We start from the raw sequence: 20,726 nt of genomic DNA, 5'->3' as shown, positions 1-20,726 counted from the left end.
TCACGGACGGATGGCCCAGAACTCCATGGCCAGCCCGGGAAAGTCACCGGCCAGGTGCATCGCCACGCCGCCCGATTTCTCGAGTTGGCGCCACATGTCGCCGCTCTTGTCGAGTTCGAAATAGTGGTAGCCCGCGTTGTACGGAATCTGCCTGGGCGCCACCGGCAGCGGGCGCACGGTCACGCCCGGCAGCTGCAGCTGCACGAGGTCGCGGATGCGCTCGACCGAGCCGATCTTCACCTGCGTGGGGAAGCGCTGCTGGATGGCGTCGGCCGGCAGGTCGGCATGCACCGCGAGCACGAAGCCCGCATTGCGCACCAGCACCGGGTCGGGCATGCGGCCCACGCGCACGCCGTGGCTGCGCTCCTCGAGCTCGATCGCGATCGCGCTCTGTTCGAGCACGGCCGACAGCGAGCGCCGCAGCTCTTCCATCAGCGGACGAATGCTTTCGTTGAGGTTGTCGTGGTCGTACACCGGCCACAGCACCGGGCGCCGCGTGGGCGAGGTGTGCGTGGCCAGGTGGCAGGCCAGCTTGAGCCAGTCGGTGAAGAGCTGCTCGGGGTGCACCTGCACCGCCTGCTGCGCATGCCAGGTGAGCGCGAGATAGCGATTGACCAGCTCCAGCAGCAGGAAGTCGGACACCTCGCTCACGCCGCCGCGCCCCGGCTGCGACAGCCGCGAGGCCAGTGCCTCGGAGCGCTGCGTGAGCAGGCCGTGCAGCTCCGCGATCATGCTGCGCAGCATGGTGTGCGCGGAAGCATCGAGCACCGGCGGAATGTAGTTGGCATCGACCACCAGCTTGTGGTCGGTGCGGCGCTCGATCACGCGCACCGCGCCGATGGCCTGCCATTCGGCGGTGAGCGAAGACGCGCGCGCAAGGCGCAGGCGCGGTGCGGCGAGCTGCAGCACCGCAGGGCCCAGCGCGACGGCGTTGCCGTCGTTCACCTCGCGCTCGATCACGCCGAAGCGCGCTGCCGAGCCTTCGTCTTCCGCAAAGATGACTTCTTCGCTGCCGGGCCTGCGCAGCGGCAGTGCGAGCACGATGAGTTCATCGGTCAGGTCGTTGGGTACCTCATAAGGCAGCGGCGCATCTTCGGCGCCGAAGGAAAACGGCGTGCCGTCGGGCAGCACGCCCGCGCCGCCGAGCAGAGACACACGGCCGAGCGCGTACGCGTCGCGGTCTATCTCGAGATGCAGCCATCCCCAATAAGCGCCTTGCAGGCCTGCAGTGCGGCGTGTCACGTATTGCTCGACGTAACGCTCGAGCTGCTGGAAATGCTGCGGCCTCAGGTACATGCCCTCTGACCACACCACCCTATTCGCCAACGCCTGCGGATGAACGCCGTTTCTTCCAGCGCCCTGATTGCGAACTGTCACCAAAGAACCTCCTGGGGAGTGCTCACGGGAAAGCGGAAGGCGCATGCATTGGCGACCTCCCATCGATCGAATTTTTTTCGTTCCGATGCTACACGGCGCGTCTTACGATTTGCACCGCTTTTCGAGTGCGTATTCCTCGCACTTTCGTACTAGGGAGTACAGAGAATTAACGACTTGGTAGCACCTCGAGGCCACTCTTGCGCACCACGACCTGCACGGCCTGCTCGCTCGGCGAGAACTGCCAAACTTTGTACAGGTTTGTTTGCTTTGGCTCCTTGAGCGGCAGCACGATGCGCCAGCGCGCGGCTTCCAGCTTGCGATAACCCGCGATGATGCCGATGGCGCGCGAGTCGAGACCCGCCTCGCGCTTGAAGACGCGCTCGTCGCCGCTGCGCATGATGGCCTGGTCGGCGTTCACGAGTTCCGCTGCCAGCGCCTCGCGATCGCGATCCTGCAGTGCAAAGTAGTCTGCTGTCTCGAAGTTACCGGAAGATTTCAGTTCGAAGACCTTCACCAGGATCGGGGCGGCCTGGCCGCGTCCGTCGGGGTTCACGCCATCATCGATGCGCACGGTGACGGCATAGGGCGTGGGCAAGGACTTGGCTGTCGATGCGCAACCACCGAGGCCCGCGAGCAACGGTGTGGTTGCAAGTGCGCCTTGCAGCAAGCTTCGTCGATGCATTGAGAACTCCCTGGCTGGTTCGCGGCCTATATTATCGAAGTCATGCGCATCAGCGATGCGCACTGCGTTGTTGTCGCAACACTGCGGCACACTGCCTCAAACATTGCTTTCGCAAAGTAGGAGAGAAGATTGAAGTCATGTCTGCCTGCTCTGGCATTCACTCTTTGCGTGATCGCCGGTTGCACGACCCCGACACCGCCGCCCGATCCCGCACCGCAACCCGAGCGCCTGAGCCAGCAGGTTGCGCGCACGACCCTCGAGCGCGCGCAACAGGCCTATGACGAAGGCGACTACGCCAAGGCCATCAGCACGCTCAGGAGCGGAGGCGTGTCGGTGTTCGAAGGCGCGGAGCCCGCCACGCGCCTCGACGCGATGAAGCTCGAGGCCTTCAGCTACTGCGTGGCCAACCAGGTGCCCGAGTGCCGCGCGCAGTTCCGCAAGATCCTCGACGCATTCCCGAGCTTCGATCTCAGCGTGGCCGAGCGCAAGCACCCCGTGTGGGGCCCGGCCTTCGAAGCCGCGAAGCGAATGAAGCGTTGACCGGCCACGCCGGTCCCTGCGCCCGATGCGCCTCGCGCGGGCGCCACACGAACATGGAGATGCCATGCGTTGGACGGTGATCGAACATGCCGGCAAGCCGGTGGCCACGGGCCCCTCGGCGCTGCTGGCCGCACCCGGGGGAACCATCGGGCGCAGCCCCGACAACCACCTGGTGCTGCCCGACGAACAGCGACAGATATCGCGCCTGCAAGCCACCGTGCGTTTCGACGAAGACGGCGCGGCGGTGCTTCGCAACATGAGCGCGGTGCTGCCCATCAGCGTCAACGGACGCACGCTGGTGCATGAGCAGGAAGCGCGCGTGGCCGACGGCGACCGCGTGGAGATAGGCAGCTACGTGCTGGAGGCCGCGAGCGCATTGCGCGCCGCGCCAGCGGTGGTTGTCGCGCCACCACCGCCACAAGCACCACCGCTTCAGGCTCCTTCGATGCCGGCACCGCAGCCGTTCACACAAGCGCCGGTATCGTCCGCGCCCATCGACGCCTTGCTGCCGGCCTCCTCGGGCGCCGACGTGTTCTCCGACCTGTTCGGCGAGGGCACGCTGCCCATCGGCGATACGCAGCCCACCGTGGCGATGCCGCCGCCAGTGCCGCGTGCGCCGGTGCAATCGCCGCCTCCTGCTGTGCCTCCCGTTCAAGTGCATGTGCCGGCCCCGCCGCCGCCGCCCATGCCCGCGCAGGCACCGCCAAAGGCCATTCCGGCCTCATCGCAGATTCCCTCCGCCGAAGACTGGGACGCCATCCTCGCGAACGCGCCGCGTCGCATCGACAGCACGCCCGCGCCGATGCCCGACCCGATGGCGCACGAACCCTTCGAGCTGCCGTCGCAGGCGCGCCGGAACCCGGTCGACCCGCTCGCGGAAATGAACCCGCAGTCGGCCCACGACATGTCCGACATCGCGCTCAAGCGCGGAGTCGATCCGCTTTCCTTCTTCGCGGCCGACGACAGTGCGCACTCGCCGCTGTCCGACCCGCGCCCCACCGCGCTCACGCAGCACGACGCCGGGCTTCCCGGCGACGTGCATCCCGCGCTCGACCTGCTGCAGAACAACAAGCCGGCAGTGCCGGGATACAGCCATTCGAACCATGCGCGAGAAGTGACGGCGCAGTTCCGTCCGCCGTTGCCGGCGGCGCCAGTGCCGGTGCCACCACCTCCGCTTGCGCCGGCACCAGTCGTCGCCGTGGAGAAGATCGAGGAACCGCCCCCTCCTCCACCCCCTCCACCTCCGGCGCCACCACCGGTCGTCGCCGCCGTGCCGGTCGCCCCGGCAGTGGTCGCCACCTCGCCGTCGCCATCGCCGTCGCCCGCTACATCGACCACCGACTCCTCATCGGAAGCCCTCTTCAAGGCCTTCCTCGAAGGCGCGGGCGTGCCCGAGATCGCCGGCCAGCAGCCGCTCGACATCGAGGCCATGCAACGCCTGGGCCGCATCATGCGGGCCTTCACCGACGGCACCATCGAGCTGCTGTCCTCGCGCGCCATGCTCAAGCGCGAGGTGCGCGCCGAGATCACGATGATCGTGGACGAGGAGAACAACCCGTTCAAGATCCTGCCCAACGGCCGCGCCGTGCTGATGCAGATGTTCGGCGCACGCATGCCCGGCTTCCTGCCGCCCGAAGCCGCCGTGCACGACGCGCTGGGCGACCTGCAGTCGCACCAGCTCGGCATGGTCGCCGGCATGCGCGCCGCGCTGCTCACGCTGCTGCAGCGCTTCGACCCCGCGGCGCTGAGCAGCAACACGCCGCACGACGGCGGCATCGGCGAGAAGCTGCTGCCCGGCGGCCGCGAGGCCCGCCTGTGGCGCGAGCTGCAACAGCTGCATACCGAAACGACCGCGGCCGTCGAAGACGACTTCCAGGCCGTCTTCGGCCGCGCCTTCCAGCAGGCCTACGACAAGGAAATGGAACGACTGAAGGAGGCGCGCCGTGCCTGAAGCCGCCCGTTCTTCTTCATCCTCTTCCTTCGCCGTGCCCATTTCTACTTCGCAGTTCTCCTGCGTGGGTGAGCGCAGCGGCAACCAGGACGCCATCGGCTACCACCTCGACGAACGCAACGGCTGCTTCGTGGTGAGCGACGGCGTGGGTGGCAACGCGGGCGGCGAGCTGGCCTCGCGCATCGCGGTCGACACCGCGCTCGACAGCTTCGTCGACGCCCCGTCGCTGGCCGCCGACAACATCCAGCGCTGCGTGAAGGCGGCCAACGACGCCATCCTCGCGAAGCAGCGCGAGCTCGCCGACCAGAGCCGCATGAGCGCGACCTTCGTGTCGCTGTTCCTCGACCGCGGCAGCAACCAGGCCTGCTGGGCGCACGTGGGCGACAGCCGTCTCTACTGGTTCCGACGCGGCGCGCTGATGCAGCGCACCGAAGACCACAGCCTGTCCGAACGCTCGGGCGATGCGGCCGCGAGCCAGCACAACGGCGGCGAGCGCCTGGTGAAGACCAACCTGCTGTATCGCGCGCTCGGCGCGCGCGCCACGGCCGAGGCCACCATCACCACGACACAGCGTCTGGCCGACGGCGACGCGTTCCTGCTGTGCACCGATGGGCTCTGGCAGCTGATCTCGCAGCAGGTGATGGAACGTTCATTGCAGCTGGCCGACAGCGCCGAAGAATGGCTCGCGCTGCTGCGCCGCGCGGCAGAAGCCAAGGCGGACGAAACGCAGGACAACTACTCGGCGCTGGCGGTGTGGGTGGGGTTTCCGCAGCAGGTGACGCTGGCCGGGGCCGCCGCGGCCAAGGCGCCCTGACCCCGGACGCCGCCGGCGGCGTTCAGGGCGCCAGTATCAGCACCTTGAACTGGCTCGGCACCAGCCGCAGGCCGACGATGTTGCACCGGTTCTGCGTGGTGATGCTGGTCATGCGCGTGGCCGGCGTTCCCTTGAGCAGCATCGTGAAGGCGCCGGTGATGTGGCGTGCCTGCTGCATGAAGGTCTGCGAGATCATGCCGCCGAGCGCGCCGGGCTGATCGCCCAGCGTGATCGGGATGAAGGTCGCCATGTTGTGGGCCGGCATGCCCATGTACAGGATGTTCCAGGCGTTCGGGATGGCCATGAAGCCCATGCCGAAGTTCGGGAATGGAAAAGGAACGGGCGTCCTGCAGACATCGGGAATCGCGAAGTCCATGCCCATGAGCTGGCAGTTTCCGAACATTCGGGCCTCCTTCGTCTTCAACCCATGTGAATCTGCGCGGCGTCGACCTTCACCAGTTCCTGGCCGGTCACCACCGTGTGCTGCCCGTGCAGGCGCACCGAGCCCGAGGCCTCCTGGTCGAGATGGCCCACGCGCGCGCGGTCGGTCTCGTCCACCAGCCGCAGCGCATTGCGCGCCATCTGCACCACGCGGTCGGCCACGCTCTCGAACACCTTGCCCACCAGCCGCAGATGGCCGATCGTCGCGTCGGCGGTTTCGCTGGTCAGGCGCGAGCGGGCGAAGCGCGCCTCGGCGCTGTCGGCCCGCATCCGCAGCGTGGCGGCGCCATGCAGGCTCAGGTCGGCCTCGCTCTCTATCGACACGTTGCCGCCGCGCGTGGTGGCCAGCGTAAGGTCGCCGCTGGTCTCGATGCGGCTGGCCGACGGGTCGGCCTGCTCGATCACCGCGATCAGGTAGACGCGCGATCGGTCGGGGCCGCTGAGCATCACGGTGTCGCCGGCACAGGGCGCGAGCAGGCAGCTGGCCGCTCGGCGGCAGGTCCAGGTGGCGCCGGCCTCGTCCTCCACGAGGATGCGGCCGTCGGCGCGAAAGCCGGCCAGGCGGCCGATGAAGTGGACCGGCTCCCCCGGCTGCGCGCGGGAGGCCGGCTCCGCATGAAGTGCGATGACGTTCATTGCGTTCATGGCGTTTTCTTCCTTTCTTTCATTCCTTGCATTGCTCATCCCGGGGCCTGCCGGCCGCCGCGCGTGTCGGACCAGGCCTGCGCCTTGTGCAGTTCCGCGTCCTGTTCGATGAGACCGCCGCGCCCCGAGAAATGCGCCCCCTCCTGCAGCGCGCGGTGCATGCGCGTGCGCAGGAACTGCGCGCCCCGAAGGTCCGCCCGCGTCAGGTCGGCATAGGAGAAGTCGGCGTCCTGCAGCGCGGCGCGCGCGAAGGCCGCGCCGCCGCAGTGCGCGCGGTGCCACACGCTCAGCGCGAGGGACGCATCGCTGAAATCCGCGCCCTCGGCCTTCGCATCGGCCCAGATCGACTGGTCGAAGCGCCCGCCCGTGAACACCGCGCCCGCCAGCTGCGCCTGCGGAAACAGCGTGGCGCAGGCATTCGCGCCCGCGAAACGCGCCGCCTTCAGCGACGCGCCCTTGAAGTTGCTCTGCGTCAGCACGGCGTCGCTGAAGTCCGCCTCGTCCATCCGGCTGTCGGTGAACTGGCACAGCACCAGTTCCTGCGCCGCGAAGCGCATCCCGCGCAGGTCGCATTCCATGAAGGTCGTGCTCTCGCAACGCGCGCCGGCAAACGTCACGCCGCGCAGGTCCGCGCGCAGGAAGGTCGCGAACACGAGCGAGGCTCCGGTGCAGTCCAGCCCGTCGATCGCGCATTCGCCGAAGGTCACGCGGTCGAGCCGGCGCGTGCGCAACCGGGTGCCCTGCATGCGGCACTTGAAGAAGGACACGCGCTCCAGGTGCGCCTCGTCGAAGGCCGCGCCGTCGAGCGCGCACTCCATGAACGCGGCGTCCTGCACGAAGGCATGATCGATCCGCGCGCCTTCGAGCCGGCTGCGAAAGAACCGCGCGTCCTTGAGGCGCGCATGGCGAAGGTCCGCCTGCGCGAACGCGCAGTGCGACAGGGTGGCGTCCTCCAGGCTGGCTTGCGCGAGGAGCGCGCCGCTGAAGTCCACGCGCTCGAACACCCCGCCCGACAGGTCGAGCCCGCTCAAGTCCCAGCCCTTGCAGTCCACGTTCGTCAAGGTCTCTCCATGGCGGATCTTGTCCAGCAACTCGTCGCGCGTCATCGATCGTCGGGTCCGGCGCGCCGGGCGGGCAGCACCTTGGCATGGTGGGTATAGGCGCCGTCCAGGCGTGTCGTGCCGTCGATGAAGGCTTGCGACACGTCGGCGCGGAACAGGTTGGCGTCGTGCAGGTCGGCCAGCCGCAGGTCGGACTTCGACAGGTTGCTGTCGATGAAATCCGCCCCCGCCAGCGAGGCGCCGGTGAAGTCGGTGCGGATGAAGAGGCTCTCTCCGCCAACCAGCCGATCTAGCTTCGCGCCGCGCAGGTCGCAGCCGGAGAAGTCGCAGCCTTCGAGCCGCACGCCGCGCAGGTCGGCCCCGGCCAGCGTCACGCCGCGCAGGCCGCAGTGCCTGAGCACCGCGTCGCGCAGCACCGCGCCGGCCAGCGAGCTGTGGTACCCGAAGCTGCTCGAAACCAGCGTGGCGCCGGTGAAGTCCAGCCCTTCGTTTCCGGCCAACCTGGTGAAGCCGCAGCCCTCGAGCGTGGCGCGCGCGAACGACACGCCAACCAGCGCGCACTCGATCCAGCCCATTTGGCGGAACGACGCTTCCTCGAACGACACGTCCTCGAAGCGCATCTTGATCATGGCTACCTGCAGCCAGCGGGACTGCCGCAGGTCGCACCGCTGCCAGACGCTCTCGTGCACATGGGTCGCCTCGAACACAGCCGAGCCCATGGCGCAGGCGCGGAAGACGGTCTTGCTGCAGTTCGCATGGCGCAGGCTGGCGCGGCTGAAGTCGGCGCCGTCGCACAGGGCCGCGCCCAGGTTGGCGTGGTCGAAGCGGCAGTCGGCAAGCACCGCGCGCTCCAGCCGCGCGCGCGCCAGCACCGCCTGCGTAAAGTTGCAGCCCGCGAGCCGCGCGCCCTGCAGGTTGGCGTCCTCGAGGTTGGCGCCGGTGAAGTCGGCGCCGCTCAGGTCCATGTCCGACAGGTCGGCGCCGATCAGGTTCATGCGCGCGAAGTTGCGCTGGCCGGCTTCGGCGCGGCCCAGGCGGCGCCGCAGCTTGGCAGTGCGAAAGCTCGACGCGGGCGGCGCGGCGTCGAGCAGGTGCGCGGTGTACAGGTGCCCCTGGCGGATCTGCGCGGCCATGCGTTCGCGCGCCTGCGCGGCTTCCGCCCGGGCACCGGCCTGCGCTTCGGGCGGGAGCAGTCGCGCCTGTTCGCCGAACGCCTCGAGCTGCGCGAGTTCGGCGATCACCTTGTCGGGATCGAAGCGGTTGCGCTGCGGCGCCCCGGGCGGCGAGCTGCCGTCGTGCCGCGACGCGGCGACGGCCTGCTCGGTGCGCGTCTTGAGGTCCTCGCGCGTGCGGGCGATCTCCGCTTCCATGCGCTCGCTGTACTCGGGCAGGTCGTCGAGCGTGAAGGAGCCTTCGATCTTCACCGGCTGCGGCAGCAGCTTGTCGGGGTCGAGCCCCTCGCCCAACAGCCGGGCGCGCTCGTGTTCGTGCGCGCGCAGCTGGCCGGCACGCTGGTTGCGCACCGACGGCTTGGTGGAAGCGTCCGGCAGCCGGTCGCCCGCCCAGGCGCCCATGACGGCCTTGGGCACGAGGTCGCTGTCGCGCACCGCATGGACGGCGGACTTCGGGTCCAGCCGCAGCCGCAGCACCGACTGGTAGTGCGCGTGCGGCCGCGGCTCGTTCTCGAGTTCGAGCGCCGGCATGATGTGCTTCATGTCGGCGGCGTCGTCTTCCGCAATCGCGAAGCTGCCGTGCCAGATCAGGATCACGCGCCGGCGATGCGGAAAGAACCACGCGGTGCTCAGGCGCAGCGGCGTTTCCCGCAGCTCGCTGCCGTCGGCCTGCCAGCTCGCGAAGCAGCGCGTGCGCCAGCGCGGCAGCGCGCCTTGCAGCACCGGCTCGTCCGGGTGCATGTTCCAGATCTCGTAGGGCGCGCCGGCGGGCAGTTCCTGCATGCCGGGCCAGCGCTGCTCGGGCGGCGCGGCGTTGAAGTAGCGCCAGTCCATGTCATCGGCGGGACCGGGGTACTGCGTCTGCAGCCATTGCTGGCCATAGGAGCTGCCGAGCAACTGCGCGCGCTGCGGCCAGTCGGGCGGGATCGCGCCCAGGCTCGCGGGCCGCACGGCGCGCCCGGGCGCCGACATGCGGGCGTCGGGCGACTCCACGTTCGGCAGCCGGCGCGTGCGCACGCCGTTGACGAGCTCGTCGACGCTGCCGATGCCCTGCGGGTTCTGCGGCACCGACGCGCCGCCGTACGCATGCGCCCAGTCGAGCGGCATGCTGTCGAAGGGCTGGGGCGGCGTGATGCGGCCGTCGAGCCAGTAGCGGTCGCCCGACACGTGCAGGCGCTTCTCGCTGCCCGCCACGGCCATCTTCACCGCGCACATCGTCTTGTCGGCCTGGTGGGCGGTATAGGCATGGCCGCTGGCGAGCCACTCGGGCTCGTGCTTGGGCATGCCCAGGTCGAGGATGTTGCCCGGGCCGATGTCCTCGGCCGCCGCCTGCCAGAGCTCCTGCTCGGGCATCAGCCTGGGTTCGTCTTCCAGGCTCGCCAGCGCCAGCACCGCCACACCGAGCATGTCGTTGCCGCGCCAGCGCTGCGGCCGCGTCAGCACGCTCAGTCGGAAGGGCTTGACGATCTTCATTGGCGCGGCTGATCGATGGCGACGTGGCGCGTTGCGGGATCGACCTTGACCCTGACCGTCTGCCCCGGCGCGAACTGCGGCAGCTTGACGGGGGTCAGCGGCACGTCGATGGTCGTCTCGAAGCCCGGCACCGCGCCCGCCGCATCCACCTGCAGCCGCAGGCGCGCGATGACGTAGATGCGGTCGATGCGCGTGCCGGTGTCGGTCGCGTCCAATACCTTGGCGGTGGTCGGCAGGCCGACGCGCAGCACGTGCTGGCTGCGCCCGGCGCCCGACACCGCGTCGTTGGACATGCGCTGCAGCTTCATGATGCCGACCGCGCCGCCGACGAACACCGCCAGCACCACGGCCGGGATGAGGATGAACAGGTACCAGTAGTCGCCGGCGGTCATGGAGGCATCAGGCGAAGCCCGTCAGCAGCTTGAAGTACAGCGCCACTTCGCCCATCTCGATGTCGTAGCCCTTGTTGCCGGTCTGCGCGAGCGTCTGCGTGGTCGCGTAGAGGCCGAAGGCATAGCCGAAGCCGAAGAACTCCAGCCGCGCGCCGTTGGTCGAGACCTGCAGGAGGTTGTTGAAGTTGGCCAGGCCGCTGCTGCTGGTGGCGATGCCGTTGAAGTTGACGTTGACGCCGGTGTTGGTCAGGCGCACCGGCGCGGAGTCCCAGTGCAGGTCGCGGCTGATCTTCTTGACCCAGTTGGCCTCCAGCGTCATGTCGCCGGAGGCTGTGATGACCACGTCGCCGCCCGTGGCCTTGATGGTCACGGTCTTGGCCTCGCCGTCGTAGGCGTCGCTCACGGTGGATTTGTGGGTGCCGGTGATGGTCTCGGTCAGGCCGGACTTGAGCGTGTCGGTGGACGCCCCCGTCACCTCGCGAGTCCAACTCGACTTGAAGGTGTCCTGGCGCGCGTCGTCGACCGTGACCGTCGACGGCCCATGCACCGTCTCGCTGCGCACGCCGTTGATGACGACGGTCTCGTACGCGGTGACCGTGTCGAGCCGGCCCGCGACCACCGTGCGGATCTCGTTGGCGGTCACGGTGTCCACGCGCGGGCCGTTGATGGTCTCGGTCTGCAGGCCGTTGACGGTCTGCGTCTGCGGCCCGTTGATGGTGATGGTCTGCGGCCCGTTGACCTCCAGCGTGTCGGGGCCGTTGACGGTCGCGTCGCGCAGCGTGTTGTCGGTGAGCACGTCGGGGCCCTCGATCACCGTGGTGCGGGAGCCCCCGGTGTCGTGCGTCTCGTCGGCCTCGACCGACACGTTCAGGTTGCGCTCGGCATGCAGCGCCACGAACTCGGCGCCGATCCGGTCCTCGAACACCAGCGAGTTCGCCGTGGCCGGCGAGCCGCCCGGCGTGGAGCGCGTGACGAGACCGCTCTTGGTGTCCTCGCCCGGCAGGTCGAAGGGCGGCATGTGGCGCGGGTTGTACACGCGCCCGGTGATGATCGGCCGGTCGGCAAGGCCGCCGATGAAGTCGACGATCACCTCCTGCCCGATGCGCGGCGTGAACACCGCGCCGAAGCCGTCGCCCGCGAAGACCTGCGACACGCGCACGAAGCACGAGCAATTCTCGTTGCGCCGGCCGCTGCGGTCCCAGCGGAACTGCACCTTCACGCGGCCGTACTGGTCGGTCCAGATCTCCTTGCCCTCGGGGCCCACCACCACGGCGGTCTGCGGGCCGCTGGTGCGCGGAACGCTGGTGACGCGGGGCGCGCGGTACGGCAGCGAGGTGGGCTGCGCCACGAAGCCGAAGCCGTACTCGCCCTGCTCGACGCCGCTGGCGTAGCCGCCCTCGCGCAGCGCGTAGGCCACCGAGACGATCAGGTACTCGCGGTTGTCCTCCTCGCGGGCCGAGCCGCGCATGGTGAACTTGTAGCCCGGCGCCATGCCGCGCACCGTGGCATGGCCCTCGCTGCGTTCGCCCAGGGCCTGCGCCTCCTCGAGCCGCACGCGCGCGTAGTGCTCGCCTTCGCCGGCGTTGGTGTACTCGCCCAGCCATTCGTACATTTCGTAGTCGGCATGGTCGTGCGGCTGCGGCTGGGAGCGCACGTTGGTCAGGTCGCTGCCCGGCGTCGTGAAGTTGAAGTCGTCCACCGTGTAGCGGCCGGTGCGCACCTCGCCTGTCACGCGCCATTCGTCTATCACCTCGATGTCCTCGGTCACTTCGCGGTCGGAGGCGAAATAGTCGATGGTCTCGTAGCCCGGCATCGGCTCGTGCGCGCCGATGTCGTCTGCCAGCACGAGCGTGTGCTCGTTCTGCTCGTGCTTGAAGTAGTAGTAGATGCCTTCGAGCTCCATGAGCCGGCTCACGAACGCGAAGTCGCTCTCGTTGTACTGCGCGCAGTGCTCCCACTGGCGGTAGGAAGCGGTGAGCTTCTTCTCGAAGGCGAAGTCGTAGTCGGCGAACACCTCCTCGAGCATCTCGACCACGGTCTTGTTTTGGAAGATGCGAAAGCCGCTCGTGCGCGTGAGATACCAGAGCGAGGGGCGCACGCTGGCGCGATAGACGGTGTGGCGCGAGGTGCGCCCTTCGCGGCCGATCATCGAGAAGCGCACCACCTGCCCGCTGAGAAAGCGCGGCGCGCCGGCCGTCTTGATTTCCAGCGAGAGCGGCTTGCCCAGCACCGACTGCAGGTCGATCGCGGCGCTCGGGCTCAGCAGGTCGACCTCGAAATCGAAGAGTCGCGAAAGACCTTCGGTGCCGTTCATCGAACGGAACATGAGCTGGTCTTCCGCGAGCGGGGTGTGGGCGATGACGATACGGTCCATGGCTGCTCCCTTTCTTGGCCCGCCTTGCGCTCTCAGCGTTCGGCTTCGGAAAATTCGTAGTGGAAGTCGTCTCCTTCCGCGCTCAGCCGCACGCCGGCGAGCTTGCGCGCACTGACCGTGGCGCCGATGACTTCCTCGCTCAGGCGCGGAAGGATCGTGTGCGTGAGGATCGCGTCGATCATCCGGCCACCCGACTCTATGGCAGTACAGCGGCGCGCGACCAGTTCGACCGCGCTGTCGTCGTAAACCAATGTAATGCCGTGGTTGGCCGCCAGGCGCGCGGCGATGCGGTCCAGCTGCAGCCGGATGATGCGGTGCAGTGCCTGCGCATGCAGCGGGTAGTAGGGCACCACGACCAGCCGACCGAGCAGCGCGGGCGCGAACACTTTGAGCAGCGGCTCGCGCAGCGCATTGGCGAGCGGCTCGGGGTCTGGCCGCAGGTCCGGGTCCTCGCACAGCTGCATGACCAGGTCGGTGCCGACGTTGGAGGTCATGATGATCACGGTGTTGCGAAAGTCGATGTGGCGGCCTTCGCCGTCTTCCATCCAGCCCTTGTCGAAGACCTGGAAGAAGATCTCGTGCACGTCGGTGTGCGCCTTCTCGATCTCGTCGAGCAGCACCACGCTGTAGGGCCTGCGGCGCACGGCTTCGGTGAGCACGCCGCCTTCGCCGTAACCCACGTAGCCGGGCGGCGCGCCCTTGAGCGTGGAGACGGTGTGCGACTCCTGGAACTCGCTCATGTTGATGGTGACGAGGTTCTGCTCGCCGCCGTACAGCGCCTCCGACAGCGCGAGCGCTGTCTCTGTCTTGCCCACGCCGGAGGGGCCGCACAGCAGGAACACGCCGACGGGCTTGTTGGGGTTGTCCAGCCGCGCACGGGCCGTGCGGATGCGCCGCGAGATGGTCTCCAGCGCATCGGGCTGCGCGACCACGCGGGCCGAGAGGATCTCGCCGAGCTTGAGCACCGACTGCGCATCGTCGCGCACCATGCGGCCGATGGGAATGCCGGTCCAGTCGGCCACCACGGTGGCGATGGCCTGCGCGTCGACGGCCGCGAGGATGAGCGGCGACTCGCCTTGCAGCTGCACGAGCCTGTCTTGCGCCTGGGCGAGTTCGGCGCGAATCTCTTCCGCGGTCTTCGCGGGATCGGTATCCGATGCCTGCGCATCCTGGCTCTTTGCATCGTCGTCAGCCCCTGCCTGAGGCACCGCTGCCGGCGAGAGCTGCTTGCGCAGCGCCACGATGCGCTCGACCAGCGCGCTTTCTTCCACGCGCCGCGTTTCCAGCAGTTCGAGCTCCGCCTGTGCCTCTGCCACCTGGGCGGCGATGTCTTCCACGCGTTGATGTTCACCCACGCCGATGGCGGCCTCACGCCCGGCGATGCCCGACTCGATGCCCAGCACCTCGATGCGGCGTTGCAGGTCTTCGATGGCGGCGGGCAGCGCATGCTGGCTCAGGGCCACCCGTGCACAGGCGGTGTCGAGCAGGCTCACGGCCTTGTCGGGCAGCTGGCGCGCTGGAATGTAGCGGTGCGACAGGCTCACTGCCGCCTCGAGCGCGGCGTCGAGGATGAGCACGCCGTGGTGCTTCTCCAGCTCCGCCGAGATGCCGCGCAGCATCACCACCGCCTTCGGCTCGGTGGGCTCGTGCACCTGGATGGTCTGGAAGCGCCGCGTGAGCGCCGGGTCTTTCTCGATGTATTTCTTGTACTCCGACCAGGTGGTCGCGCCGATGGTGCGCAGCCGTCCGCGCGCGAGCGCCGGCTTGAGCAGGTTGGCCGCGTCGCCCGTGCCTGCCGTACCGCCCGCGCCCACCAGCGTGTGCACTTCATCGACGAACAGCACGATGGGCTTCGGGCTCTTCTCGACCTCGTCGATCACCTGCCGCAGCCGCTGCTCGAACTCGCCCTTCACGCCCGCGCCGGCCTGCAGCAGCGTGGGGTCGAGCACCCACAGCGACACGTCCTTCAGCGAAGGCGGCACGTCGCCCGCGGCAAGGCGCGAGGCCAGGCCCTCGACCACCGCCGTCTTGCCGACGCCGGCCTCGCCGGTCAGCAGCGGGTTGTTCTGGCGGCGCCGCATGAGGATGTCGATGATCTGGCGGATTTCGTCGTCGCGGCCGTACACCGGATCGAGTTCGCCCGCGCGCGCCTTGGCCGTGAGGTCGCTCGCGTACTTGGCCAGCGCGGAGCCGCCGGCCGGCGCGCCATCGCCCTGGTGCGCATTCGCCGACGCGACGGCTGGCACGCCCGGCGCGGCGGCCACGTCATGGTCGTCCTCGGGCGAGCCTTCGGTCCAGGCCGCGAGCTGCGCCACCAGCACGTCGGGCACGATCTTGTCGAACTCGCGCGAAATGCCCGACAGCACCTGCCGCAGCCCCGGCGTCTTGATGATGCCCGCGAGCAGGTAGGCACCACGGATCGAAGTGGCCTCGAAGCGCAGGCTGGCATACACCCAGGCGCGCTCCACGGCGTTGTCCACATGCTCGGAGATGTCGCTGATCGAGGTGGCGCCGTGCGGCAGCCGGTCGAGCGCGCGCACCAGGTCGTTCTCTACCGCGTCGAGGTTCAGGCCGGCGCGCTTGATGATGCGCAGCATGTCGCTGTCCTGCAGCTGCAGGATCTGGTGCAGCCAGTGCACCAGCTCCACATAGGCATTGCCGCGCAGCTTGGCGAAGGCGGTGGCGGTTTCCAATGCCTTGTAGAGCATCGGGTTGAGCTTGGAGAAAAGCGAGACGCGTCGGATGTCTGTCATGAACTTGAGTTGGCGGAAGCCGCAGATGCGGAACGGGAAAACAAAGCCTCGGGCTGGAACACCATGTCGCCGGCGTCGGTGTCGGCCAGGCGCGTGCCGAGCCAGCTGCCCCAGCCGAGCTGCTGCCCGGCGCCGAGCTGCATGCCATGGGCGTCCTGCTTGCGCAGCACGAGCCGCAGCTCCCACGCGAACTCGATGCCCACGTATTGCCGCACCCAGTCGACCACCTGCCGCAGCCGCTTGCTGCCCGGCAGCAGTTCCTGGAACTCCTGTTGCGACAGCGGACCAAGCTCGACGCGGAACTTGCTCTGCGCATCGCGCACCGCAATGCCGACGGTGGCGCCGCCGCCCAGCTGGTGGTTGCGGCCGGAGAAGCCGAGCGTGCTGAGCTGGCGCTCGTCGATGCGCACCCAGTCGCTCACGAACTCCTCGATGCGCACCGGCACGTCGAAGTAGAGCCGCAGGATCTGTATCAATCCCTCGGGGTTGCGCGTCTGGCGCACGAGGTGGCCGGCCATGAAGGTGCGCGCATGGTCGGCGATGCGGTCGCGCCCCTTGAGGCCCGGCTGCCCCATGTTCATGAGGCTGGCAACGTAGTCGACGAAACGATGGCCGTCGGGGCGGTCCAGGCTGTTGACCGACTGCGCATCGGCCCAGGCCCGGTAGAACAGCAGGATGAGCCGGTGATGGAACAGGTCGGCGAATGCGCTCAGCGTGTCGTCGGCATGGTGGCGCTTGCGCTCGCGCGCGTACTCGGTCATGTGCAGCGGCAGCGGGCCGTTGGGACCGAACAGGCCGAAGCCGTAGATCGAGATGCGCGGCGGCCCGTCCTGCGACGCATCGACGCCCGCCACGTTCGACGGCGCGAAGGCCATCGAGGGCTCCTGCCCCAGCCGCAGCGGCTCGTCGACGGGGCGCGGCGCGCGGCCGAGCAGCGGATGGTCGCTTCGCGCATCGAGCCGGCGCAGCAGCATGAACAGGTCGTGCCCGAAAGGCTGGTCGAGCAGTTGCGCCCAGAGTTCGGGGTCGGCCTCGGGCAGGCCGCGCGGCAACGGCGTGGCCTGCAGCGACTGCGGGATGCTGTAGCAGACGTCGGCCGCGTTGTCCTGTTCAGCCTCGCCGTCGCTGACCGGCAGGGCCGCCATGTCGTCGGTGAAGCCTTCTTCGCTCATACGGCGGGGCGGCGTCCCACGCGGGGAGTCCAGCGCGCGATTTCTCCGCGCTGCAGGCTGGACAGCGCGAATTCGGTGAATGCGTTGAGCGACACGTGGCGGCTGAAGAACTGCTCCAGCACGGCGCCGAAGAGGTACGGGCTCGCGCCGGAGAACGCGACCTCGTCGATCTTCAGCGCAATCTCCACGCCGCGCCCGAACACGATCGGCCCGGGCTCGGGCAGGCGGCGGAACACCGGCGCGAGCGCCATCGACCGCACGCCCTGGATCTGCCGGCGCACCGAAGGATCGGCCAGGTTGCCGTAGAGGTCGAGCATCTCGCGCAGCGCGGCCGCGCCCTGCGCCGCATCGACGTCGGTCAGGCTCAGGTAGTTGAGGCCGAGGTGGCTGATGAGCCGCCACGTCAGCGCGCCCTCGGCCAGCGCGGGATAGGGCCGTGAGGGGCCGCGCAGGATGCGGATAGACCGCACCGGCGCCGAAACGCGCAGCGTGAAATCGGATTCGAGCCCGGTCGGCAAGAGCAGCGGCAAATCGCGGTTGGTGCACAGCGCGTCGAGCGTGATGTGGCGCAGGCTGTGCGGAAACGGCGCATCGTGCTGGTCGACCAACGACACGTACACCTCGCTGCCGGTGTAGCTGGTGCGCGTGCCTTGCGCGCGGGCACGGTCCGACACCAGGCGCGGCTCGCGGCGCAGCGAGAAGTAGGCGCCGAAGTCGCCGTCGTCGGCCGCGAACGACCCGAGGAAGGGACGGAACTCGCGCTCTTCCGAGCCATTGGCCATGTGGCCGGTGACACGCTCGACGGTGAATATTTCGAAGTCGCGCGGCCGCGTGCGGTCGATCACCGCATGGTGCTCGTGCTGACCCGGACCGACCGGGATGCGGTCGCTGCGGCGCGGCACGAGGTTGATGATGGGCGTGCAGAACAGCGAAAAGTGCTTGGCATCGACCAGCCGCTCGAGGTCGGCATCGGCGCGGTCGAGCAGGATCACGATCTCCATCGTGCTGCCGCTCATGGCCTGCGCCGCCGCGCGCAGCTTGTTGACGCTGAAGAACAGGTAGCGATCAGGGAAGGCGAAGTACTCGTGCAGCAGGCGGTAGCCCTGGAACGAACGCGCGTCGTAAGGCAGCAGTGCCTGGTCGGGCGAAAAGCCTTCGTGACGAATGGCATCGTCGCCGAGCGGCACGATGCGCGCGTTGCCGCCGGGGCCGCTGCGGCACACGGTGCCCACGGCATGGTGCGCCACCAGTTCGAGCACGCGCAGCGCATGCAGCTCGGCGCCCGACAGGAAGAACTCGAGCCGCTCGATCGGCATTTCCGAAAAGCGCGCACCGCCCACCGCTTCGATCCGGATGGTGAGCGCGCTCTTGGCCTGCCGCGCGACCGCCGGCATGGCATGCGCGATTTCCGCCGGCACCGGGCCGATGCCGGCGTCGGCAATGCGCACGGGCCACAGCGTGACGGCGTGGCCGGTGCGGAACTCGCAGGCCGTCTGCTCGCCCTTGATCATGCGGCCGCGCAGGATGGTGTGGCGCGGCAGCTCGTAGCCGGCCTTCAGCGAACCTTCGTTGAGGTTGCCGTCGATCTGCACCACCGCCATCGCGGGCAGCGGCGCGAGAAAGTTGGGGTACACCACCTCGAGCAACCGCTGCGAGAAGCGCGGAAACTCCGCGTCCATCTTGAGCTGGATGCGCGCGGTGAGAAAGCTGAAGCCTTCGAGCAGGCGCTCGACATACGGGTCGCTGACCTCGATGCCGCGCATGCCGAGGCGGCCCGCGATCTTGGGATAGCGCTGCGCGAACTCGGCTCCGAGCTCGTGCATATAGGTCAATTCGCGGTTGTAGTAATCGAGCAGCCGCGCATCCATTCAGAGGCCTCCCGTGGGCCGCAGCACCATGTGCCCGCTCTCCAGGTCCAGTTCGGAACGCAGGATGAATTCGATCGGGTAGGGCACCGACCACAGCGTGCCGCGGATCTCGAGCGCGAGCAGGTTGTGGTGCTCCAGGTCGGTCGCGTCGGTCACGCAGCGCACGTCGATGCTGTCCTTCATGATGCGCGGCTCGAAGTCGATGATGGCGGCGCGGATGGCGGCCTCGACGTCGGCGAAGTCGACTTCCGACATGCGCCCGCCGGCCCAGCCGCGCACGCCGTAGTTCACCACCGAGCGGCGCGCGCGCGGCATGGCGTTGATGCCGTGGTCGGCGCCGAAGTTGGTGGTGTTCAGCAGCCACTGCAGGTCGCGCAGCACCGAGTCGCGCAGCAGCTTGCCGCTCATGAGAAACGCGCCCGCGCGCTCCTGCCGGCTCTGCGGCGCCTTGTCGGTGAGGCGGTCGAGCAGCACGGGCTGCAGGCGGTCGCGCGCGACGCTTTCCTGCTGCGAATCTCCGTCGATGTGGCGGTCTATCAAGGCGCTCATGCGGCGGCGCCCTCGGGCGTGATCTCGATCAGCCGCAGGTCGAGCAGCGAATGGTTGCCAGCCTCGCTGATCAGCGTGCGCTGGCCGACGCCCGCATATTGTTCTTCGCCAGGCAGCGGCAGCCAGTCGGTGCGGCGGCCCAGCGTGGTTTCGTCGTCGAGTCCTTCGAGGCTGCCCGGGTAGCGCACGGGCACCAGCCCGTTGAGTGCGCGGCCGTCGTGCAGCTCGATCTCGGCGGGCGCCCACAGCAGGTCGACCAGATGCTGGGGGCGCGAGAACTTGATGCGGCGCACTTCCGGCAACGGCAGCCATGCGTAGCCCGAAGGAGTAAGCAGCTCCAGCACCGGGCCGATGCGCACATCGCCGTCGCAGAGCCATTCGAAGTCGCTGCGCTGCACCGGCTCGCCGTCGAGCGCCTGCACTGCGCGTGCGTCGGAGCGGTCTACGCCGGTGAGCGCTCCGCGTAATGCGGGCGCCGCCTGCCGCGCGGTCTCGCGCAGCGCCGCGGCTTCTTCGGCACGGCCGGCTGGCAGCGCGGCGGCGGCAACGAGCTGCTCGACCCATTCCGCGTTGCCGCCGACGATGGCCGGCGCGCGTCCGCCGGCCCAGAATTCGGCGCGATGGCGCTCCCCAGCGAGCGCCATCGAGCAGGTGACGCTGGCGGGCGTGAACGTGGGATCGAGCTTGGTCGCGAGCTTGAGCTGGTCTTCGGCCCGTTGCCACTCACCGCGCAGCGCGAGAAAGTGGCACAGGGCGAGCCTCAGGCTGGCGTTCTGGGGATTGGCGCGGATCTGCCGCTGTACCCATTCGGTGTGCTCGGCCACGGAGCGTTCGCCAAGCACTGCAAACCCATCGCCCATGAAGTGTCCTCATTGACTGACTGGCACACGGCGCAAGGCCGTGGTGCGAGAAAGAGGGAAAGGGAAAAAGGCGGCCGCGCGGGCCGCCGAAGGAAATCAGGCTTCCTTGTTTTCCTTGATGTTCCAGGCCAGCACCGTCTCGGCGCCCTTGCCGCCCTTGTCGGTCTGTTCCCAGTACTGCTGCTTCACCTTCGCGGCCTGGAAGGCGTACTGCACGAACACGGCGTCGGAGCCCTGCTCGGCCGTGTACTGCACCGAAGTGACCAGCACTTCCTCGAGCGTGACGCGCGTGTATTCGATCTGCGAGCCGCCGGCCTTGCAGACCGACACCTCGACCTTGGCCAGGTGCTTGCCGCTCGCACAGTTCTTCATGACCGAAGGTGCCGCCTTGTCGATGCGCGCGAGCACCTGCAGGTCGTTGAAGCTGGCCTTGCCCACACCGCCGCCACCGCCGCTGACCATGTTTCCAGGCTGCGTCGCTCCCCATGCAAACGACTTGATGTCGGTCCAGTCCTTATGGTTCGAATCCTTCGATTCGCCGTTTGCACCCTCGACGCGCATGAACATGTCTACTGCCATGATTAACCCCCAAAGTTATTTGT

The 20,726-nt window shown here is 68.5% G+C and carries 17 protein-coding genes; 3 read left to right on the top strand and 14 right to left on the bottom strand.

What is annotated here, in order from left to right:
* Both tssK and tssJ read right to left on the bottom strand, forming a co-directional pair.
* Positions 1 to 1,380, bottom strand: a complete 1,380-nt coding sequence (gene tssK / locus L3V85_RS02035) for a type VI secretion system baseplate subunit TssK (RefSeq protein WP_237677769.1) — start codon at positions 1,378 to 1,380, stop codon at positions 1 to 3.
* Between the two features lie 163 nt (positions 1,381 to 1,543).
* Positions 1,544 to 2,059, bottom strand: coding sequence for a type VI secretion system lipoprotein TssJ (gene tssJ, locus L3V85_RS02030; protein WP_237677768.1), 516 nt, complete (start codon positions 2,057 to 2,059; stop codon positions 1,544 to 1,546).
* Positions 2,060 to 2,188: 129 nt separating this feature from the next.
* On the opposite strand from tssJ, the gene L3V85_RS02025 reads away from it, so the two are divergent.
* The 3 genes from L3V85_RS02025 (at position 2,189) to L3V85_RS02015 (ending at position 5,364) form a co-directional block, all read left to right on the top strand.
* Entirely contained in the window at positions 2,189 to 2,599 is a 411-nt protein-coding gene (locus tag L3V85_RS02025; protein ID WP_295174133.1) for a TssQ family T6SS-associated lipoprotein, read from the top strand.
* A 64-nt stretch (positions 2,600 to 2,663) separates the two neighbouring features.
* Positions 2,664 to 4,550: a type VI secretion system-associated FHA domain protein TagH gene (tagH, locus tag L3V85_RS02020; protein WP_237677766.1), complete on the top strand. Its 1,887-nt coding sequence runs from the start codon at positions 2,664 to 2,666 to the stop codon at positions 4,548 to 4,550.
* Between the two features lie 34 nt (positions 4,551 to 4,584).
* Positions 4,585 to 5,364, top strand: coding sequence for a PP2C family protein-serine/threonine phosphatase (locus L3V85_RS02015; RefSeq protein WP_237677765.1), 780 nt, complete (start codon positions 4,585 to 4,587; stop codon positions 5,362 to 5,364).
* Positions 5,365 to 5,386: 22 nt separating this feature from the next.
* Here the strand turns inward: L3V85_RS02015 and L3V85_RS02010 are convergent, their stop codons facing one another.
* From L3V85_RS02010 to L3V85_RS01955, 12 genes are all read right to left on the bottom strand, one after another.
* The gene (locus L3V85_RS02010) at positions 5,387 to 5,767 is read right to left on the bottom strand and encodes a DUF4150 domain-containing protein (protein ID WP_237677764.1); all 381 of its coding nucleotides are present in this window, start codon (positions 5,765 to 5,767) and stop codon (positions 5,387 to 5,389) included.
* Between the two features lie 17 nt (positions 5,768 to 5,784).
* Positions 5,785 to 6,450, bottom strand: a complete 666-nt coding sequence (locus tag L3V85_RS02005; protein ID WP_237677763.1) for a DUF3540 domain-containing protein — start codon at positions 6,448 to 6,450, stop codon at positions 5,785 to 5,787.
* 35 nt (positions 6,451 to 6,485) lie between these two features.
* Positions 6,486 to 7,556, bottom strand: coding sequence for a pentapeptide repeat-containing protein (locus tag L3V85_RS02000; RefSeq protein ID WP_237677762.1), 1,071 nt, complete (start codon positions 7,554 to 7,556; stop codon positions 6,486 to 6,488).
* Entirely contained in the window at positions 7,553 to 10,156 is a 2,604-nt protein-coding gene (locus L3V85_RS01995; RefSeq protein WP_237677761.1) for a DUF2169 family type VI secretion system accessory protein, read from the bottom strand. The genes L3V85_RS02000 and L3V85_RS01995 overlap by 4 nt, the downstream gene beginning before the upstream one ends.
* Positions 10,153 to 10,548: a hypothetical protein gene (locus L3V85_RS01990; protein WP_237677760.1), complete on the bottom strand. Its 396-nt coding sequence runs from the start codon at positions 10,546 to 10,548 to the stop codon at positions 10,153 to 10,155. Before L3V85_RS01990 ends, L3V85_RS01995 begins: the two co-directional genes overlap by 4 nt.
* Positions 10,549 to 10,555: 7 nt before the next feature.
* A complete protein-coding gene (locus L3V85_RS01985; RefSeq protein WP_237677759.1) occupies positions 10,556 to 12,922 on the bottom strand; it encodes a type VI secretion system Vgr family protein in 2,367 nt (788 codons plus the stop codon).
* Between the two features lie 32 nt (positions 12,923 to 12,954).
* Positions 12,955 to 15,675: a type VI secretion system ATPase TssH gene (gene tssH / locus L3V85_RS01980; protein ID WP_237677758.1), complete on the bottom strand. Its 2,721-nt coding sequence runs from the start codon at positions 15,673 to 15,675 to the stop codon at positions 12,955 to 12,957.
* Positions 15,672 to 16,847: a type VI secretion system baseplate subunit TssG gene (gene tssG / locus L3V85_RS01975; protein ID WP_237677757.1), complete on the bottom strand. Its 1,176-nt coding sequence runs from the start codon at positions 16,845 to 16,847 to the stop codon at positions 15,672 to 15,674. The genes tssH and tssG overlap by 4 nt, the downstream gene beginning before the upstream one ends.
* The gene (gene tssF / locus L3V85_RS01970; RefSeq protein WP_237677756.1) at positions 16,844 to 18,715 is read right to left on the bottom strand and encodes a type VI secretion system baseplate subunit TssF; all 1,872 of its coding nucleotides are present in this window, start codon (positions 18,713 to 18,715) and stop codon (positions 16,844 to 16,846) included. Before tssF ends, tssG begins: the two co-directional genes overlap by 4 nt.
* Positions 18,716 to 19,264 carry a type VI secretion system baseplate subunit TssE gene (gene tssE / locus L3V85_RS01965; RefSeq protein ID WP_237677755.1) on the bottom strand — a complete coding sequence of 183 codons (549 nt, stop codon included), beginning with the start codon at positions 19,262 to 19,264 and terminating at the stop codon, positions 18,716 to 18,718.
* Entirely contained in the window at positions 19,261 to 20,124 is an 864-nt protein-coding gene (locus L3V85_RS01960) for a type VI secretion system accessory protein TagJ (RefSeq protein WP_237677754.1), read from the bottom strand. Before L3V85_RS01960 ends, tssE begins: the two co-directional genes overlap by 4 nt.
* A 96-nt stretch (positions 20,125 to 20,220) precedes the next feature.
* Positions 20,221 to 20,703, bottom strand: a complete 483-nt coding sequence (locus L3V85_RS01955; RefSeq protein WP_237677753.1) for an Hcp family type VI secretion system effector — start codon at positions 20,701 to 20,703, stop codon at positions 20,221 to 20,223.
* Between the last annotated feature and the right edge of the window lie 23 nt (positions 20,704 to 20,726).

This window comes from Variovorax paradoxus (genome assembly GCF_022009635.1).
In the GTDB taxonomy this organism is placed as follows: Bacteria; Pseudomonadota; Gammaproteobacteria; order Burkholderiales; family Burkholderiaceae_C; genus Variovorax.
Note: the sequence above shows the minus strand (reverse complement) of the source record. Positions and strands in the feature narration are given on the sequence as shown.

What these genes read in the sequence shown, in the direction of transcription:
- tssJ (WP_237677768.1), bottom strand. Translation starts at nt 2,059, where the DNA reads ATGCATCGACGAAGCTTGCTGCAAGGCGCACTTGCAACCACACCGTTG.
- tagH (WP_237677766.1), top strand. Translation starts at nt 2,664, where the DNA reads ATGCGTTGGACGGTGATCGAACATGCCGGCAAGCCGGTGGCCACGGGC.
- L3V85_RS02010 (WP_237677764.1), bottom strand. Translation starts at nt 5,767, where the DNA reads ATGTTCGGAAACTGCCAGCTCATGGGCATGGACTTCGCGATTCCCGAT.
- L3V85_RS02005 (WP_237677763.1), bottom strand. Translation starts at nt 6,450, where the DNA reads ATGAACGCAATGAACGTCATCGCACTTCATGCGGAGCCGGCCTCCCGC.
- L3V85_RS02000 (WP_237677762.1), bottom strand. Translation starts at nt 7,556, where the DNA reads ATGACGCGCGACGAGTTGCTGGACAAGATCCGCCATGGAGAGACCTTG.
- L3V85_RS01995 (WP_237677761.1), bottom strand. Translation starts at nt 10,156, where the DNA reads ATGAAGATCGTCAAGCCCTTCCGACTGAGCGTGCTGACGCGGCCGCAG.
- L3V85_RS01990 (WP_237677760.1), bottom strand. Translation starts at nt 10,548, where the DNA reads ATGACCGCCGGCGACTACTGGTACCTGTTCATCCTCATCCCGGCCGTG.
- L3V85_RS01985 (WP_237677759.1), bottom strand. Translation starts at nt 12,922, where the DNA reads ATGGACCGTATCGTCATCGCCCACACCCCGCTCGCGGAAGACCAGCTC.
- tssH (WP_237677758.1), bottom strand. Translation starts at nt 15,675, where the DNA reads ATGACAGACATCCGACGCGTCTCGCTTTTCTCCAAGCTCAACCCGATG.
- tssG (WP_237677757.1), bottom strand. Translation starts at nt 16,847, where the DNA reads ATGAGCGAAGAAGGCTTCACCGACGACATGGCGGCCCTGCCGGTCAGC.
- tssF (WP_237677756.1), bottom strand. Translation starts at nt 18,715, where the DNA reads ATGGATGCGCGGCTGCTCGATTACTACAACCGCGAATTGACCTATATG.
- tssE (WP_237677755.1), bottom strand. Translation starts at nt 19,264, where the DNA reads ATGAGCGCCTTGATAGACCGCCACATCGACGGAGATTCGCAGCAGGAA.
- L3V85_RS01960 (WP_237677754.1), bottom strand. Translation starts at nt 20,124, where the DNA reads ATGGGCGATGGGTTTGCAGTGCTTGGCGAACGCTCCGTGGCCGAGCAC.
- L3V85_RS01955 (WP_237677753.1), bottom strand. Translation starts at nt 20,703, where the DNA reads ATGGCAGTAGACATGTTCATGCGCGTCGAGGGTGCAAACGGCGAATCG.